This window comes from Nocardia sp. CY41 (assembly GCF_009829325.1).
Classification (GTDB): domain Bacteria; phylum Actinomycetota; class Actinomycetes; order Mycobacteriales; family Mycobacteriaceae; genus Nocardia.
The window spans coordinates 129347-143588 of sequence record NZ_VUOS01000023.1; the positions used below are offsets into that span (position 1 = coordinate 129347).

At 69.1% G+C, this 14242-nt stretch carries 15 protein-coding genes; 6 read left to right on the top strand and 9 right to left on the bottom strand.

Features of this window, described 5'->3' with window-relative positions; genetic code table 11:
• Window position 1: 1 nt before the first annotated feature.
• The 4 genes from GVY64_RS25485 to GVY64_RS25500 all read right to left on the bottom strand — a co-directional run bounded on the left by GVY64_RS25485 (window position 2) and on the right by GVY64_RS25500 (window position 3876).
• On the bottom strand, window positions 2-637 hold the full coding sequence (locus GVY64_RS25485) for a DUF1707 SHOCT-like domain-containing protein (protein WP_159846566.1): 636 nt from the start codon (window positions 635-637) through the stop codon (window positions 2-4).
• Between the two features lie 120 nt (window positions 638-757).
• Entirely contained in the window at window positions 758-1423 is a 666-nt protein-coding gene (locus tag GVY64_RS25490; protein ID WP_159846348.1) for a response regulator, read from the bottom strand.
• 19 nt (window positions 1424-1442) lie between these two features.
• A complete protein-coding gene (macS, locus tag GVY64_RS25495; protein ID WP_159846351.1) occupies window positions 1443-2636 on the bottom strand; it encodes a MacS family sensor histidine kinase in 1194 nt (397 codons plus the stop codon).
• Window positions 2596-3876, bottom strand: coding sequence for an AI-2E family transporter (locus GVY64_RS25500; protein ID WP_442939628.1), 1281 nt, complete (start codon window positions 3874-3876; stop codon window positions 2596-2598). The genes macS and GVY64_RS25500 overlap by 41 nt, the downstream gene beginning before the upstream one ends.
• A gap of 143 nt (window positions 3877-4019) precedes the next feature.
• Here GVY64_RS25500 and GVY64_RS25505 point away from each other — a divergent pair, with 143 nt between their 5' ends.
• The 3 genes from GVY64_RS25505 to GVY64_RS25515 are packed head-to-tail and all read left to right on the top strand — an operon-like array spanning window position 4020 to window position 7070.
• A complete protein-coding gene (locus GVY64_RS25505; RefSeq protein WP_201298149.1) occupies window positions 4020-5540 on the top strand; it encodes an adenylate/guanylate cyclase domain-containing protein in 1521 nt (506 codons plus the stop codon).
• Between the two features lie 4 nt (window positions 5541-5544).
• A complete protein-coding gene (locus GVY64_RS25510) occupies window positions 5545-6633 on the top strand; it encodes a lysylphosphatidylglycerol synthase transmembrane domain-containing protein (RefSeq protein ID WP_159846357.1) in 1089 nt (362 codons plus the stop codon).
• Window positions 6634-6671: 38 nt separating this feature from the next.
• The gene (locus GVY64_RS25515; protein WP_159846360.1) at window positions 6672-7070 is read left to right on the top strand and encodes a DUF3054 domain-containing protein; all 399 of its coding nucleotides are present in this window, start codon (window positions 6672-6674) and stop codon (window positions 7068-7070) included.
• Here the strand turns inward: GVY64_RS25515 and GVY64_RS25520 are convergent.
• Window positions 7041-8678: an NTF2-like N-terminal transpeptidase domain-containing protein gene (locus GVY64_RS25520; RefSeq protein WP_159846363.1), complete on the bottom strand. Its 1638-nt coding sequence runs from the start codon at window positions 8676-8678 to the stop codon at window positions 7041-7043. The genes GVY64_RS25515 and GVY64_RS25520 overlap by 30 nt on opposite strands.
• Before the next feature lie 420 nt (window positions 8679-9098).
• On the opposite strand from GVY64_RS25520, the gene GVY64_RS25525 reads away from it, so the two are divergent.
• Window positions 9099-9692: a hypothetical protein gene (locus GVY64_RS25525; RefSeq protein ID WP_159846366.1), complete on the top strand. Its 594-nt coding sequence runs from the start codon at window positions 9099-9101 to the stop codon at window positions 9690-9692.
• A gap of 38 nt (window positions 9693-9730) precedes the next feature.
• Window positions 9731-10180: a type II 3-dehydroquinate dehydratase gene (gene aroQ / locus GVY64_RS25530; RefSeq protein ID WP_159846368.1), complete on the top strand. Its 450-nt coding sequence runs from the start codon at window positions 9731-9733 to the stop codon at window positions 10178-10180.
• Here the strand turns inward: aroQ and GVY64_RS25535 are convergent.
• From GVY64_RS25535 to GVY64_RS25545, 3 genes are all read right to left on the bottom strand, one after another.
• Window positions 10177-10623 (bottom strand): nitroreductase family deazaflavin-dependent oxidoreductase, encoded by a 447-nt coding sequence (locus tag GVY64_RS25535; RefSeq protein ID WP_159846371.1) that lies wholly within the window; start codon window positions 10621-10623, stop codon window positions 10177-10179. The genes aroQ and GVY64_RS25535 overlap by 4 nt on opposite strands.
• Before the next feature lie 169 nt (window positions 10624-10792).
• A complete protein-coding gene (locus GVY64_RS25540; RefSeq protein ID WP_159846374.1) occupies window positions 10793-11581 on the bottom strand; it encodes an ArsR/SmtB family transcription factor in 789 nt (262 codons plus the stop codon).
• Window positions 11582-11742: 161 nt separating this feature from the next.
• Window positions 11743-12618 (bottom strand): NAD(P)-dependent oxidoreductase, encoded by an 876-nt coding sequence (locus tag GVY64_RS25545; RefSeq protein WP_159846377.1) that lies wholly within the window; start codon window positions 12616-12618, stop codon window positions 11743-11745.
• 144 nt (window positions 12619-12762) lie between these two features.
• On the opposite strand from GVY64_RS25545, the gene GVY64_RS25550 reads away from it, so the two are divergent.
• A complete protein-coding gene (locus tag GVY64_RS25550; RefSeq protein WP_442939629.1) occupies window positions 12763-13113 on the top strand; it encodes a winged helix-turn-helix transcriptional regulator in 351 nt (116 codons plus the stop codon).
• Here GVY64_RS25550 and GVY64_RS25555 read toward each other — a convergent pair.
• Entirely contained in the window at window positions 13110-14228 is a 1119-nt protein-coding gene (locus GVY64_RS25555; RefSeq protein ID WP_201298145.1) for a glycerate kinase, read from the bottom strand. The two genes, GVY64_RS25550 and GVY64_RS25555, sit on opposite strands and share 4 nt — an antisense overlap.
• Between the last annotated feature and the right edge of the window lie 14 nt (window positions 14229-14242).

Consider the following 14242-nt stretch of genomic DNA (forward strand, 5'->3'; position numbering starts at 1 on the left):
CTCAGCGACCGATCAACCGGCGCCACTGCGCGATGAGCGGATGTTTCGCGGTGACCGATCCGAATCGCATCTTGCCGTGCACCACCAGATGCAGAGGGCCCAACGGCGGCCCGGTGCGCACCTTGTTGTTCACGCTGGAACCGATCAGCTCCAGCCCGTTCAGGTCGACGGTGGCCTCCGCGGGCACGACCAGGGTGATCGAACCGAAGAAGTCGTCGACCCGCAGCTCCACCACTTGGGTCGACATGATCGCCTCGGTGAAGTCCAAGGTGATCCCGGACAGCCAGTTGTTCAGATGCAGCGTGGGCGGCACCTGCCACGAGCCCCGGCGGTTCAACCCGGACATGCGGGAACGGATCACGGCGCCCGTGGCGTTCGAGCCGGGAGCCTGCCTTGCGTAAGCGGGCGAGGAGTTCACGAACGCCGACGGCGGCGCGGCGGGCTGCCCGACCAGGCGGACGCCGGGCAGGTCGATGAGGACGGCGTTCAGTTCGCCACGCGTCTTGGCGGCCAGTGCGGTGTCCATCCGCTCGGTGAACTCGCCGAGCGAGAGCATGCCGAGGCCGACCGCGCGCTGCAACAGCTGACCGACGTGTTCGCGTTCGGCGTCCGACACGCGCAGTTCCCGATCGCCCACCGCGCCGCCGGAGCCGACCGCGTTCGATACCGATTCGGGCCCGCCCATGCGATCGAGGTTACCGAGCCGGGGGCTACGACCGCATCAGGGCGATCCCTGATTCGGGGGCGCCCACCCGGATCACTCGAGCCCCTGCTCGATGGCGTAGCGGGTCAGCTCGACCCGGTTCGCCAGTTGCAGTTTGCGCAGTGTCGCCTGCACATGGTTCTCCACGGTGCGATGGCTCAGTCCCAGCCGTGTCGCGATCTGCTTGGCGGACAGGCCTTTCGCCACCATCCGCAGGACCTCGGTCTCGCGCTCGGTGAGCGCGGGCCGGTGCGGCTCGTCCGGCTGCGCGGGGGCGGTCGCCATCCGCCGGTACTCGCCGAGCACGAGGCCGGCCAGGCCGGGAGTGAACACCGCTTGACCGGCGGCGGTGGCGCGCACGGCGTCGACCAGTTCGGCCGCCGACGCGCTCTTGACCAGGTAGCCCGTGGCGCCGGCTTTGATCGCGTCGAGCACGTCGTCGCGCTCGGCCGAGGCGGAGAGCACCAGCACCCGGCTCTGCGGAGACACCCGCAGCACCTCGGCGGTGGCCTGCGCGCCGTTGCCGTCGGGCAGCTGCATGTCCATGAGCACCACGTCCGGGCGCACCGCCGCCGCGCGCCTGCCCGCCGCCGCGACACCGTCGGCCGTGGCCGTCACCCGGAATCCGGCCTCGGTGAGGTCGCGGGAGACGCCGTCCCGCCACATCGGGTGGTCGTCCACCACCATCACCGAGATGGATCCGTCCGCCTGGTCTGTCATCCGCGCCTCCCGCTCCCGGTCATCTGGGCACCCGGAATTCCCATTCGGTGCCGAACCCGACTCCGCCGTCGATCTCGGTGAGCAGGTCCGCGCTGCCGCCGAGTGCGGCGATCCGCCCGACGATCGATCGGGAAACCCCCATTCGCCCTTCGGCTTCCGCCTCGGCCAGCCGGCCCGGCGGGATGCCGACACCATCGTCGCGCACACTGATCACCAGTTCGTCGCCGGTGTCCTCCAGCAACACATATGCGCGAGCATCCGGCCCGGCGTGCAGTTCGACATTGGACAGGGCGGTGGCCACGGCCGAGGCGATCTCGTTCGCCATCCAGCGGCCCACCCGCACCGGATCGCCGGGCGTGGACACCGACACCGTGGGGGTGGATTGCGCCGTCAGCAGCGGACGCAGGTCCACCTCGGCTCCGCCCGCGTCGCGGTGATCGGCCTGCTCGGTGATCAGCACGCGCAGCGCCACCTCCTGCTCACCGGCCCGCAGCGCCAATTCCTCGGTGGGACCGCCGATCTCGCTGCCGCGGCGCTTGATGTAGCTGAGCACTTGCAGCACCCCGTCGTGCACCTCGCGGGACAGCCGCTCGCGCTCCTCGGCCGCCGCGGTCAGGCGCACCGCTTGCTCCAACTGGTCCTGGGCGCGGCGGGCGGTGTTGGCGGCCAACCCGAGCGCGAGGCCCACCGAGACGAGCACCGGCACCGTCGCGTCCGTCCACACGTCCTCGCCCCACTGATCGCGCACGGTCAGCGACACCGCGGCGATCAAGGCTCCCGACAGCACGCCCGCGAACGGTCCGCGCAGAATCGCCGCCCCGATCACCGCGTTGGTGGCCCACAGCGTGGTCGGCAGCGTCTGGTGGCCGTGGTACCAGCCGTAGTCGGCGACCAGGCGGGTGGCGGCCATCAGCCCGATCACGACCACGTGGTCACCGATCACCACCCAGGTGCGCAGCCGGGCCACCTCGGGAAAGTGCCACTGCGACAACATGATCGCCGACGCGCCCGACCACACCGCCATCAGCGCGACGAGCACCCAGCTCAACCGCTGGTTCGTGTAGTACGGCACCGAGGCGATCTGCTGGCCGACCGCGTACAGGAGCGTGACCAGCCGCAGCGCCTGCGCGGCCCGCCACAGCGGGGTGGTCGCCACGTCGGCCGAGCCCACCTCAGTCCCGCGCGCTGCCTTCGCCTGCTTGCGCGTCGTCATCGGATCCCGCCTTCCGCTCCGCCGCCCGCTTCGCGGCCGCCTCCGTCAGCGTCGCGGCCAGGTCGAACCGGCCGGGATCGGGTCGATCGGCGTCGGCCGCGTACAGCCCCCGATGATCGTCGCCGGTCTGCAGCTCCTCGTACAACTCCTCCGGTCCGTCGAGCAGCGACCGGATCGCCGTGTTCATCACCGCGACGAACGGCACGGCCAACAGACCGCCCGCGATCCCGCCGATCACCACGCCCGCCGTGATCGCCAGCACCACGGCCAGCGGATGGATGCTGACGGCGCGCCCGAGCAGCAGCGGTTGCAGCACATGTCCCTCCAGCTGCATCACCGCGATGATGATGCCGAGCACGATCAACGCGGTGACCAGGCCCTTGGTCACCAGCGCGATGAACACCGCGATGAACCCGGCCAGGAACGCGCCGATGATCGGGATGAACGCGCCGATGAACACCAGCGAGGCCAGCGGCAACGCCAAGGGCACCCCGAGAATGGCCAGCCCGGCGCCGATGCCGATGGCGTCGACCGCGGCGACCACGACGGTCGCGCGGACGAAGCCGACCAGCGTGCCGAACCCGAGCCGCCCGGCGGTGCGGACCCGCTCCCGATGGTCGGTGGGCACGATCCTGGTGACGAACTCCCAGATCTGGTCGCCGCCGTACAGGAAGAAGATGAGGATGAACAGCGTCAGGAAAGTGCCGGTCAGCAATTCGCCGATCACGGTGGCGGTAGTGAGCGCCCCGCTGGTCAGGCTGTCCTGATTGGACTGGATCGCCTTGACGACGGCGTCGCCCACGTTGCGGATCTGCTCGTTGCTCAGATGCAGCCTGCCGTTGATCAGCCAGTCCTGGATCTGATGGATGCTGTCGGTGAACTTGTTCGACAGCTGCGGCACACCGGCGACGAACTGTTCCACGACGAAGGTCATGATGCCCGCGACCACACCGATCGAGCCGACCAGCGCGACGAACACCCCCACCGCCCGCGGCACGCCCAATCGCTGCATCCAGTCCACCAGCGGTGCGAGCAGGGCCGCCGCCAGCAGGGCGATGGCGAGCGGAATGACCACGGTCGCCAATTTCTGCACGATCGCCATGACCGCGATCGCCAGCGCGAACAGCACCAGCAGCCGCCAGCCCCATTCCGCCGACACCCGGACGATCGGATGCACCGTCTCCGCGGCAGGCCGGGACAGGGCGATTTTCCGCTGTGGACTTGACTTCGCGTCGGTCACCTCCGTGAGCCTAACCGGCTCGGCCGAACCCGGTCCGCCATCAGCGGCGGCGCGACCGGCGGCCAGCGCCGCGGACATGCCGACATGAGCGGAACGCTAGATTGGATCCCGTGTCGGCGCCCTTGGAAGCGGTCAAACAGACCATGCGAACGCGCTGGCCGCTGTACCTGACATCGATGCTGCTGGCGAACGCTTTCGGCGCGGTTCTGGTGTGGGCGTTCATCCAGTACGGGCTACCCGTTCCCGAGGGTGAGGCCTCCGGTGCCAGGCGCACCGGCCTGCTGGTCCCTGCCGTCGTCTTCGTGGCGGGCGGCCTGCTCAGCATGGCCGCGTCCGCGCTGATGCTGCGTCCGGTGATGCGCTGGCAGATGCGCGGCGGCCCGCCGAGCCGCCAAGAGCAGATGGCCGCGCTGCACGCACCGCTGCGCCAGGCGATCCTGCATCTCGCGCTGTGGCTGATCGGCGGCGCCGTGCTGGCCACGCTGATCATCCGGGACACTCCCGCGCTGGCCGGAGCGGTCATCGTCACCGAGTGCATGGCCGCGACCATCGTGTTCGGCTTCACCTACATGCTGGGCGAACGTATCCTGCGCCCGGTCGCGGCCCAGGCGCTGACCGAGGGCACCTTCGACCACACCCTCACCCCGGGCGTCGGCACCAGGATGGCGATGACCTGGGGCATGGGCACCTTCGCCCCCACCATCGCCATCGTGCTGCTGTGCGTCACCCAGATCTCCTCGGACGTGAAGTTCTCCGCGCAATCGCTGGCCATCTCCATCCTGCTGCTGTGCGGCGTGGTGATCATGCAGGCCCTCGCGCTGTCGATGCTCACCGGTTCGAGCATCTCCGACCCGGTGCGCCAGCTCAGCCAGGCCATCGATCGGGTCCAGGCCGGGGCGCGCGACGTGCAGGTCGAGGTCTTCGACGGCAGCGAGATCGGCCTGCTGCAGGTCGGCTTCAACCGGATGATGGAGGAGGCCGCCAAACGCCGCCAGCTCCAGGAACTGTTCGGTCAGCACGTCGGCGAGGAGGTGGCGCAGCGGGCGCTGGACTACGGCACCGAACTCGGCGGCGAGACCCGGTTCGTCGCGGTGCTGTTCGTCGACATGGTCGGCTCCACCGCCGCCGCGGCCGAGCGCCCGCCCACCGAGGTGGTCAGCCTGCTCAACGAGTTCTTCCGCATCGTGGTCGACGTGATCGACCGCCACCACGGCTTCGTCAACAAGTTCGTCGGCGACGCGGCGCTGGCCATCTTCGGCGCGCCGCTGGATCGCCCGGACGCACCGACCGCCGCGCTCGCCGCCGCGCGCGAACTGCGCGAAACCCTGCGGGAAGTGCCCGGCCTCGACATCGGCATCGGCGTCTCGGCCGGTCTGGCCGTCGCGGGCAACATCGGCGCGGCCAACCGCTTCGAATACACGGTGATCGGAGACCCGGTCAACGAGGCATCCCGGCTCACCGAGCTGGCCAAAGAACGTCCCGGCCGGACGCTGGCCTCGGGCAGTGCGCTGTATTTCGCCGAGGAAAGCGAGCAGGACCAGTGGGAAACCGGCGACGAGGTGCAGCTGCGCGGCAGACGCAGGAAAACGCTCCTGGCCTGGCCCCGCGAACGGGCCGACGCGCCCGACGATACCGAGGTCGAAACGGTGCGTTCGTTAGGCTGACCGCGTGACGGCCGACGGGGAACTGGCAGGGGATCCTGCGCCGCCGCCCACGGCGGGTTCCCGCCGTGGCAGATTCCGCTGGCTGAAATGGGTGCTCGGCGCCGCGCTGCTGGCCCTCTTGATCGCCGAGGGCGTGTACCTCTGGCCACGCCTGCACGAGTCCTGGCAGAAGCTCACCGAGATCCACTGGGGGTGGCTGGCGGCCTCGATCTGGCTGCAAGCGCTGTCGATGAGCGGGTTCGGCAGGGTGCAGAAGCAGCTGCTCAACGCGGGGGGCGTCGCGGTGAGTCAGCGGAAATCCGTCGCGGTGGTCTACGGTGCGACGGCGATGTCGGTCACCTTGCCCGCGGGCCAGGTGTTCTCCACCGCGTTCACCTACCGGCAGACCAGGCGCTGGGGCGCCAGTCCGATCGTCGCCTCCTGGCAGCTGGTCTTCTCCGGCGTGGTCGCGGCCGTGGGCCTGGCCTTGCTCGGCGTCGGCGGCACGCTGCTGGCGGGCGGGCGCGTCGGCCCGTTCAAGTTGATCCTCTCGGTGGCCGCCGTCGTCGCGCTGGTGTGGGCGGGCAATCACGTCTCGCGCCATCCCGGCTCGCTCGAGGCACTGCTGCGCAAGCTGCTCGCGCTGGTCAACCGGCTGCGCAAGCGCCCGCAGGAGTCCGGCGCCGCCAAGATCGAGGACGTGCTCGACCAGCTCGAATCGGTGAAGCTCGGCAAGCGTGACGGCATATTGGTGGCGCTCTGGGCGCTGATGCATCGTTTCGCCGACGTGGCCTGCCTCGGCGCGGCCTGTTACGCGGTGGGCGCCGATCCCCGCATCGCCGGTCTGCTGCTCGCCTTCGCGGTGGGCAAGGCGGTCGGGTCCATCCCCTTCGCGCCCGGCGGCATCGTCTACGTCGACGCCACGCTGATCTACGGCCTCACCGCCGCGGCGGGTCTGCCCGCCGCGCAGGCGGTCGCCGCGGCGTTCGTCTATCGGATGGTGAGTTTCATCCTGGTCGCGATCGCAGGGTGGATCGTCTTCCTGTTCCTGTTCCGCAGGCGGCAGGCCGACGACGCCGAGTTCGAGCGGGAGTTCGAGCAGCGGCGGCTGTGACCGCGACCGCACCGGGGTCCGGCGTTACGCTGGCCCGCGTGAGGAAATCGCTGCCGTTCGTGCTCGATGCGCTGCTCGTCGTCGTCTTCTGCGCGATCGGTAGGCGCAGCCACGACGAGGCGGTGCTCGCCGGGCTGCTGCGCACCGTATGGCCGTTCGCGACGGGATTGGTCGTCGGCTGGCTCGTCGTGGCGGCGCCGCGGTGGCGCGCCGCCGCTGACGCGCGGTTCGACATCATCGCCCTGTGGCCCGCCGGAGTCGTGATCTGGGCCTGCACCCTGGTCGGGGGCATGCTGCTGCGCGTGGTCAGCGGTCAGGGCACGGCGGTGAGCTTCGTCCTGGTGGCCGGCGTCGTGCTCGCGGTCTTCCTGCTCGGCTGGCGCGCGGTGTCAAAAGCCGTCCGGCGATCACGGCTCCGGAGTGGCGAGCGCCTGTAGCATTCTGGCCGCCATCCGCGCGGTCGCGTCCTTGCTGTCCACGTCGTTGATGTGGATCGCGAAGACCAGATCGCCCATCGCCCCGATCAGCCACCCGTCCGGGCCCGCGGTCGCGGCGAACGCGTCGACGTCGCGGTAGCGGCGCACACTCGCCAGTTCCGGCGCGTTCGAGGCGTCGCGCAGCATGCCGCGCAGCCGGTCGGCGGTCTGCGGCGGGAGCGGGTCGAGTCGGGCGTCGGTGGCGCTGGGGCGACCCGCCTCGATCATCGGTGGCGGCACCGACCCGCGCACGATCGTGGCCGCGGCGATGGCCATGCCGAACGGGCTGGCCAGCACGGCGTCCGAACCGCCGCCTTGCGATACCTGCTCGGCGCTGCGCCCCGCGGTGGCCAGGCGGCCGGTGACCTCGTCGAGGCCGGGCACCTTGAAGTCGATGCCGACGCCGAGCGCCGTCGCCGCCTCGGCCGCGTCCTGCACGGACACCTCCTGCGGCGCCTTGCCTTTGGCCGACGCCGCGACCGCGCGGAACAGCTCCATGGCGCCGCCCACCGGATACAGTCCGGTGAACGCCACCGACCCGTGCTCACTGGCCTGGCTGTTCTGCGCGACCGCCACGACCGCGCCGGTGGACGGCTGGATCGCCACGATCGAAGCCTGGGTGGGCACGCTGACCACCGCGTCCTCGGCGGCACGCTGCAAGCGCTGGTCCATCGTGCCCGCGATATCCGGTCCCGGCGGACCCTGCTGGCCCGCGAGCTGAGTGATGAACCGTCCGTCCTGCTCGAACAGTTGGACGCCCCATCCGGAGTGCGCCTCCTGGCTCTCCTGCTGCACCTTGCGCAGCGCGTCGAGCATCGGCGACCAGACGCGGCGGTCGGCGGAGATCAGCCGGGGCTGCTTCTCCATCACCACGCCGGGAATCGGTGCCATTCGCGGTTCCAGGATCGCGAAGTCACCCTCGCGCAGGTTCACCGCGACGATCGGCTTGCCCTGCGAGGTGGCCAGCTGCTGCATCAGCGCAGGCCCGGTGATCAACGGAGCGACCGGCTCGATGGCCTTGGCCAGCGCGTCGGTGGACGCGACCGGATCGGGCATCTTGGCCGGATCGAGTTTGACGACGTTGATGACCTGCTCGGTCATCAACGGCGCACCGGCGATGTCGTTGACTCGCGGGGCGGGCGTCGGATAGGTGCGCACCAGTTGCACGGTCCGGTTGTGCGTGAGCTGGGGCATCACGACCGCGGGCTCCCAGGAGATCCGCCAGCCGATGGCCAGCTTGCGCACATTGCCTTCCAGGCTGTAGTTCCAGGTCTTCTTCTCCCCGAAACTCCATTCGACGTCCATGCTGAAGATCGCCGACTCGGCATCGAGACCGATGAACTGGGTCTTGCGGTAGTCGACCTCGGCGCCCTGCAGCCCGGTAAACATTTGCTTGAGGGTTGCCGTGGCTGCCGTGGGGTACGACGTCAGGTCTGCCGCCTTGGTGTAGTCCTGATCGTCGAGCAGATCGGTGAAGCGCTCCACGACCGCTTCGGCTTCGTTCTGCTTCTCATGTATCCCGCACGACCCGATCCCGAGCGCGAGCGCCGCCACCCCCATGAGTGCCATTGCGCCGCGAACACGAAAGCGGCGGGATCCCCACACGTCCATGTCGCCCACTCTTCACTCTTGTCACTCCAGTAACAAGACCACCGTACCCGAAAAAGACCAGACCGCGATGCCTCCGTAGCGCGGACGTTACCCATGCTCAGCATCCCAATTCTGCCCCGGGATCTCGCATCTCGGGGGGCCTTTCATGATCATCGCCCAGCCGGTCGGCGGCAACCGGCGCCGCAACCGTACCGGCCTTCTCGAAAAGTCGCGCGGTTACCGCCGCCCTCGACGTTTTCGAATCAATAAATACCCCGAAGCGTGCGGAGCGAAGCACTCGGACCCCTGTTCGCACACAGCGGAACCCCGAGCGGCGCCTCGAGAAGTAATCTTGTAATCACTGAAAGCATCGCAGCACAGTAAGTAGGTGACCCGCCAATGAGAAACGCACACCGTGGCCGGGGCTTCGGCCGCACAGGCGGCTGGCAGCAGGCCGATCTGCCGGACCCGTCGGACGTGCCCGACTGGTTCGCCGGAAGATTGCCAGATGACTGGTTCACCGGCCCTCCGGTGATCGAGGTGGACCGGGACGAGATCGTCGTCATCGGGGAACTGCCGATTCCGCAGCCGGAGACGAAGCCGGTCGCCGACGACGCTCCGACCGAAGAAGTGCCGCGCGCGACGAAGGAGGGCGCGGTCGCCCGGTTCCGCGAGTCGACCCGGCCGGCCCGCATGCAGATCGCGAACGAAGCACAGCACCGCTACCGGCGCAATGTGGCCTGGGGCGTCTCGGTGGACGGGGAACGGATCATGTTCACCCATCTCGCCGTCCCGGTCATGACCCGGCTGCGCCAGCCGGAGCGCAAGGTGCTCGACACCTTGGTCGACGCGGGCGTCGCCCGGTCCCGCGCCGATGCGCTGGCCTGGACCGTGAAGCTGGCGGGCAAGCACGCGGAGACGTGGCTGGAGGAACTGCGCGAGGCCATGCGCAAGGTCGATGACCTGCGCTCGGAAGGTCCGCAGGGGCTGTAGCCGGTCGGGCCCGGCGGCGGCGCGGTATCTTGCCGTGCATGGCTGCGACCGCGACGCCGGGCCCGATCCTGGTTCTGAACGGCCCGAATCTCAACATGCTCGGCACCAGGCAACCGGAGGTGTACGGGTCGGCGACGCTGGACGACGTGGTGGAGTTGTGCCGGCGGACGGCGGCGAGGTTCGACCGGGAGGTCGTCGCTTTCCAGTCCAATTCCGAAGGCGCGCTCATCGACCGCGTCCACCAGGCGCGAGGCGTCGAGTCGGGCATCGTGATCAATCCCGGCGGACTCACCCACACCTCGGTGGCGCTGCGGGACGCGCTGGTGATCCCGGAACTGCCGATCGTCGAGGTGCACATCAGCAATGTGCACGCGCGCGAGGAGTTTCGGCACCACTCCTACATCTCCCCGATCGCGACCGCGGTGGTCGCGGGCATGGGCATCCAGGGTTACGCCGCCGCCATCGAATTCCTCGCCCGCCGGAGTTAGTTCAGCTGGAAGACCGGGAACCCCGGCGCGATGGCGGCGAGTTCCTCGTCGGTGGCGTCCTTGGTCACGCCCTCGAAGAACCTGCCGACCTCCCAGCCCCATTTCTGCAGGTAGAGGCGCAGCAACGGCACCTTGTCGGCGTCGGCAACCTCAGTGGCGGTGAACGCCTCGACCTTGCGGCCGAGCCGGAGCTCGCCGCCGCCCGCCACGCGCAGGTTACGCACCCACTGCGTGTGCCCACGCGGCGCGACGAGGAAGCGCTCGCCGTCTTCGCGCACCATCAGGTTGACCATCGTGGTGCGCCACTCGCCGCTCTTGCGCCCGCGCACCGCCAGCAGGCGCGACCCCATCACGCTGATGCCGAGCTTGGGCAACAGGTTGGCGATCCGGTTGAAGATCGCGTCGAATCCGGCGGGGCCGATGTAGCGGGTGCTGAGGTCCATGACTACTCCTCGTTGTGAGCACTGCTCTCTATAGAGAGAAGTGTTCCACACAAGGCACGACAACGCAAGAGCACCGCTCTCTTTTTATGAACCGCATGGGCACGATCGACGGCACATGTCTGCGGCATTTCGCGAGTAGGCCGTCCACCATGCGCCGTTGACCTCGAAGTTATGCGGAGCGGAGCGGATCGCCCGTCTCCAGCAGGGTCTTGAGGCCGGACAAGATGCCGGGCCATCCGGTGGTGATCATTTCCAGCACCTGGCTGCGGGGCGCGAAGCCGTCGTGCACGACCGTCAGCTTGACGATCTCCCCTTGGGTTTCGATGTCGAAGGTGACCTTCGATCGCGGCTCGCGCGCCCAGGCGGCGACGTCGTCCGGGTTCATGTCGAACGCGGCGGCGAAGGCCGGGTCGAAGGTGTGCCAGGTATACGAGAGACGGCGGTAGGGCTCGGCTTCGAGCACTACCTGCTCGGGGTCCTTGCTGGTCCAACCCTGCTGATGCCACGTCATTTCCGAGCCGGGACCCCAGTCCGTGTCGAAGCTCGCACCCCAGTAGCGGTTGGTGAACGCCGGATCGGTCAGCGCCTGCCACAGCTTCTCGGCGGTCGTCCTGATGTAGGTGGTGTAGACGAAAGCGTTGTCGCCCATGGATTGTTCCTCCAGTGCTCTTTTCAGGTCGGCGAGGGCGTTCACGCGCTCGCGGTCGTACCGGTTGATCCAGCGGTCGGCGATGGCGTTGATGGGCTCCGCGTTGAGGTAGTGCAGCTTCTCCCGGCCGCTGCGCCTGGTCGTGATGAGGTTGGCCTCCTCCAGCACCGCGAGATGCTTGCTCACCGACTGGCGGGCCATCGCCAGCCCGGCGCACAACTCGCGCAGCGTCTGCCCGTTGCGGGCGTTCAGGCTGTCCAGTAGTCGCCGCCTGTTCGGGTCGGCCAGTGCCCGGAAGACCTCGTCCATCGCCTACCTTTCCAACATGCAGCCATTTGGCTGCCTATACACAATAGGCAGCTTAATGGCTGCATATCAACCCTGGAAAGCAAACCGGCCTCGCGCAGCCGGTCGGCTCCTCGCACGAACGAGGGAACCGCCGGCTCGGCGAGGCCGGGCAACGGAATCGGTCAGGGGTTGCGGAGCAGGGCGTACGTGGAGATGGGCTTCCCGGCCTCCTCGCTGGCAGCGACAGCCTTGCGCCACAACGCCTGGGCGGTGTGCGAGAGCACGGCGTCCACGCCGACTTCTTCGCTCGCGTCGATGACGTGCTGCGCGCCCGCGTCCATCATCTTCAAACTCGCCGGCGACGCCCAGCCGCCGTTCTGATTGGCGACCGAGAACTCCTCCATGAAATAGGGGAAGGCGGCGGCGGAGCGGATCGCGAACGGGACGAAAGCGGCGATGTCGTGACCGGAGCGGTCGATCATCGCCGTGGCCTGGTCGAAGGCGAGCAACCAGGGATGGAAGATGGTCAGCAGCCCCTGGTAGAAGATCTGCGCCAAGCCGTCGTCGTCGCCGAGGTACTCCTGCGGGCTCAACGGCCGCAGGAGCTCCGCGTGCGCGTCGAACACCGCGCGCGGGCCGCTGTAGAAGATGTACGACGCCGGATGCGTGATGTTGTCCCCGGCCGACATGACGCCGCCGGAGAGGAACTGCGCGCCGTGCGAGCGAACCCACTGCGCCCCTTTGCGAGCCTTCTCCGGTGAATCGGAGGACAGGTTCGCGATCACCTTGCCCTTCAGGTGGTCGGCTGCCGGGCCGAGCACGTCGTACATCGCCGCGTAGTGGGTGAGGCTGAGCACGGTGACCTCGTTGGCGTCGAGCGCGTCGGCGACGGTAGCGGCGCGCTTCGCGCCGATTTCGACCATGGCGTCGACCTTCTCGGGGCTACGGTTCCACACCGTCACCTCGACGCCCGCGGCCAGGAAGGCCCGGACCATCGCCTGCCCCATCGGCCCGAGGCCGACGACGGAGACAGTGCGGGCGGTGGTCTGCTCGGACATGATGTGTCCCTTCGGTTCTCGTCGGTTGTCTGGATCGGCGCCGGTGTTCATCGTCGTTCCCGCAGGTAGGGTCGGGAAGACCGAACGTCGAGGTGCGGTTGCTTACCTCGAGGTCCGAAACGAGGTCAGAGGAGCGCGGTGGGCATGAGCAGTGACGCGGATCACGAAGTGTGCGGCATGACGGTCGCGATCGATGTCGTCGGCGGCAAGTGGAAGATGCACCTGATGTGGGTGCTCGGCGCAGGCCCGCAGCGCTTCGGCCGCATCCGCAGGCTGCTCGAGGGGGTCAGCGAGAAGGTGCTCGCCGAGAACCTGCGCCAGCTGGAGGCCAGCGGCGTGGTGCACCGCGAGGTCTATCCCGAGGTACCGCCCCGGGTCGAATACTCGCTCACCCCGCTCGGCGTGGAGCTGGCGGTCGCGCTGCGTCCGCTCGAGGAGTGGGGCGACCGGCACAAGACCGAGCTGGCCGCGAACCTGCTGGCGTCGGCGAGCTAACCCAGCCACTCCTCGGCGATCCTCCTGCCGACGCGTTCGAGCAGCGCCGCCGCCTCGGACATCGAGCGCTCGGGGTCGGGGGTCAGATCGGCGAGCGCATAGCAATCAGCGAAACCCGCGGACCGGATCTCCTCGGGCGTGAGCAGCGTACGGCCCGCCACGGCGAGCACCGGGACGTCCGCCTTCCGAGCGGCCGCGCACACGCCGATCGGCGCCTTGCCGTGCAGGCTCTGCCGATCGAGCGATCCTTCACCGGTGACCACGAGCGTCGCGGTGGTGAGCAACGCGGGAAAATCGAGCGATTCGAGCACCACCTCGATACCGCTGCGCACTCGTGCACCCAGCACGGCGAGCGCGCCGAAACCCGTACCGCCCGCCGCGCCCGAACCGGGGAGCCGCGCGAACTCGGGGCCGACGATCCGCGCCCAAGTGGCGAGGGCATTCTCGAGAACGTCGAGGTCGGCGGGCCCGGCCCCCTTCTGGGGCGCGTACACCGCCGTCGCGCCGGTCGGGCCGAGCAGCGGATTGTCGACGTCGCAGGCCAGCGTGATCGCGGTGCCGGCGACACCGGGGTGCAGCCCGGAGCGGTCCAGCCGCGCCGAGCGGGCCAAAGCCGCTCCGCCGCGCGGCAGTTCGCGTCCGTCGTCGTCCAGGATGCGAACACCGAGCGCCTGCAGCATGCCCGCGCCGCCGTCGGTGGAGGCGCTGCCGCCCAGACCGAGCACGATCTCACTCGCGCCGTGCTCCATAGCGTGCGCCAAGACCAGGCCCAGCCCATATGTGCTCGCCCCCAACGGGTCGGGCTGTCCTTCGGGTAAGCGCGCCAGCCCGACAACGGCCGCCAATTCGACGACAGCCCTCGCCCCCTGCCGGGCATAGGCCGTCGGGCGCGGTACCCCGGTCGGTCCCGGCGCCGTCACCTCCACCCGTGTCCAACCCGCCGCGACGAACGCCTCGACCGTGCCGTCACCCCCGTCGGCCACCGGAACCTGGCGGATCTCGACATCCGGCGCCCGCTTCCGCAGTCCGGAAGCCAGCGCCGCCGCCACCTCCGGAGCCGCGAGCGATCCCTTGAACTTGTCCGGAGCGAGGATCACTCGCGCAGCGGATGTCATCCCCACATTCTCGG

Bases quoted from the DNA above. Each gene is read 5' to 3' on its own strand.
- GVY64_RS25540 (WP_159846374.1), bottom strand. From the start codon at position 11,581: ATGGACGAGGTCTTCCGGGCACTGGCCGACCCGAACAGGCGGCGACTA.
- GVY64_RS25525 (WP_159846366.1), top strand. From the start codon at position 9,099: ATGAGAAACGCACACCGTGGCCGGGGCTTCGGCCGCACAGGCGGCTGG.
- GVY64_RS25545 (WP_159846377.1), bottom strand. From the start codon at position 12,618: ATGTCCGAGCAGACCACCGCCCGCACTGTCTCCGTCGTCGGCCTCGGG.
- GVY64_RS25555 (WP_201298145.1), bottom strand. From the start codon at position 14,228: ATGACATCCGCTGCGCGAGTGATCCTCGCTCCGGACAAGTTCAAGGGA.
- macS (WP_159846351.1), bottom strand. From the start codon at position 2,636: ATGACGACGCGCAAGCAGGCGAAGGCAGCGCGCGGGACTGAGGTGGGC.
- GVY64_RS25490 (WP_159846348.1), bottom strand. From the start codon at position 1,423: ATGACAGACCAGGCGGACGGATCCATCTCGGTGATGGTGGTGGACGAC.
- aroQ (WP_159846368.1), top strand. From the start codon at position 9,731: ATGGCTGCGACCGCGACGCCGGGCCCGATCCTGGTTCTGAACGGCCCG.
- GVY64_RS25550 (WP_442939629.1), top strand. From the start codon at position 12,763: ATGAGCAGTGACGCGGATCACGAAGTGTGCGGCATGACGGTCGCGATC.
- GVY64_RS25535 (WP_159846371.1), bottom strand. From the start codon at position 10,623: ATGGACCTCAGCACCCGCTACATCGGCCCCGCCGGATTCGACGCGATC.
- GVY64_RS25505 (WP_201298149.1), top strand. From the start codon at position 4,020: ATGCGAACGCGCTGGCCGCTGTACCTGACATCGATGCTGCTGGCGAAC.
- GVY64_RS25520 (WP_159846363.1), bottom strand. From the start codon at position 8,678: ATGGCACTCATGGGGGTGGCGGCGCTCGCGCTCGGGATCGGGTCGTGC.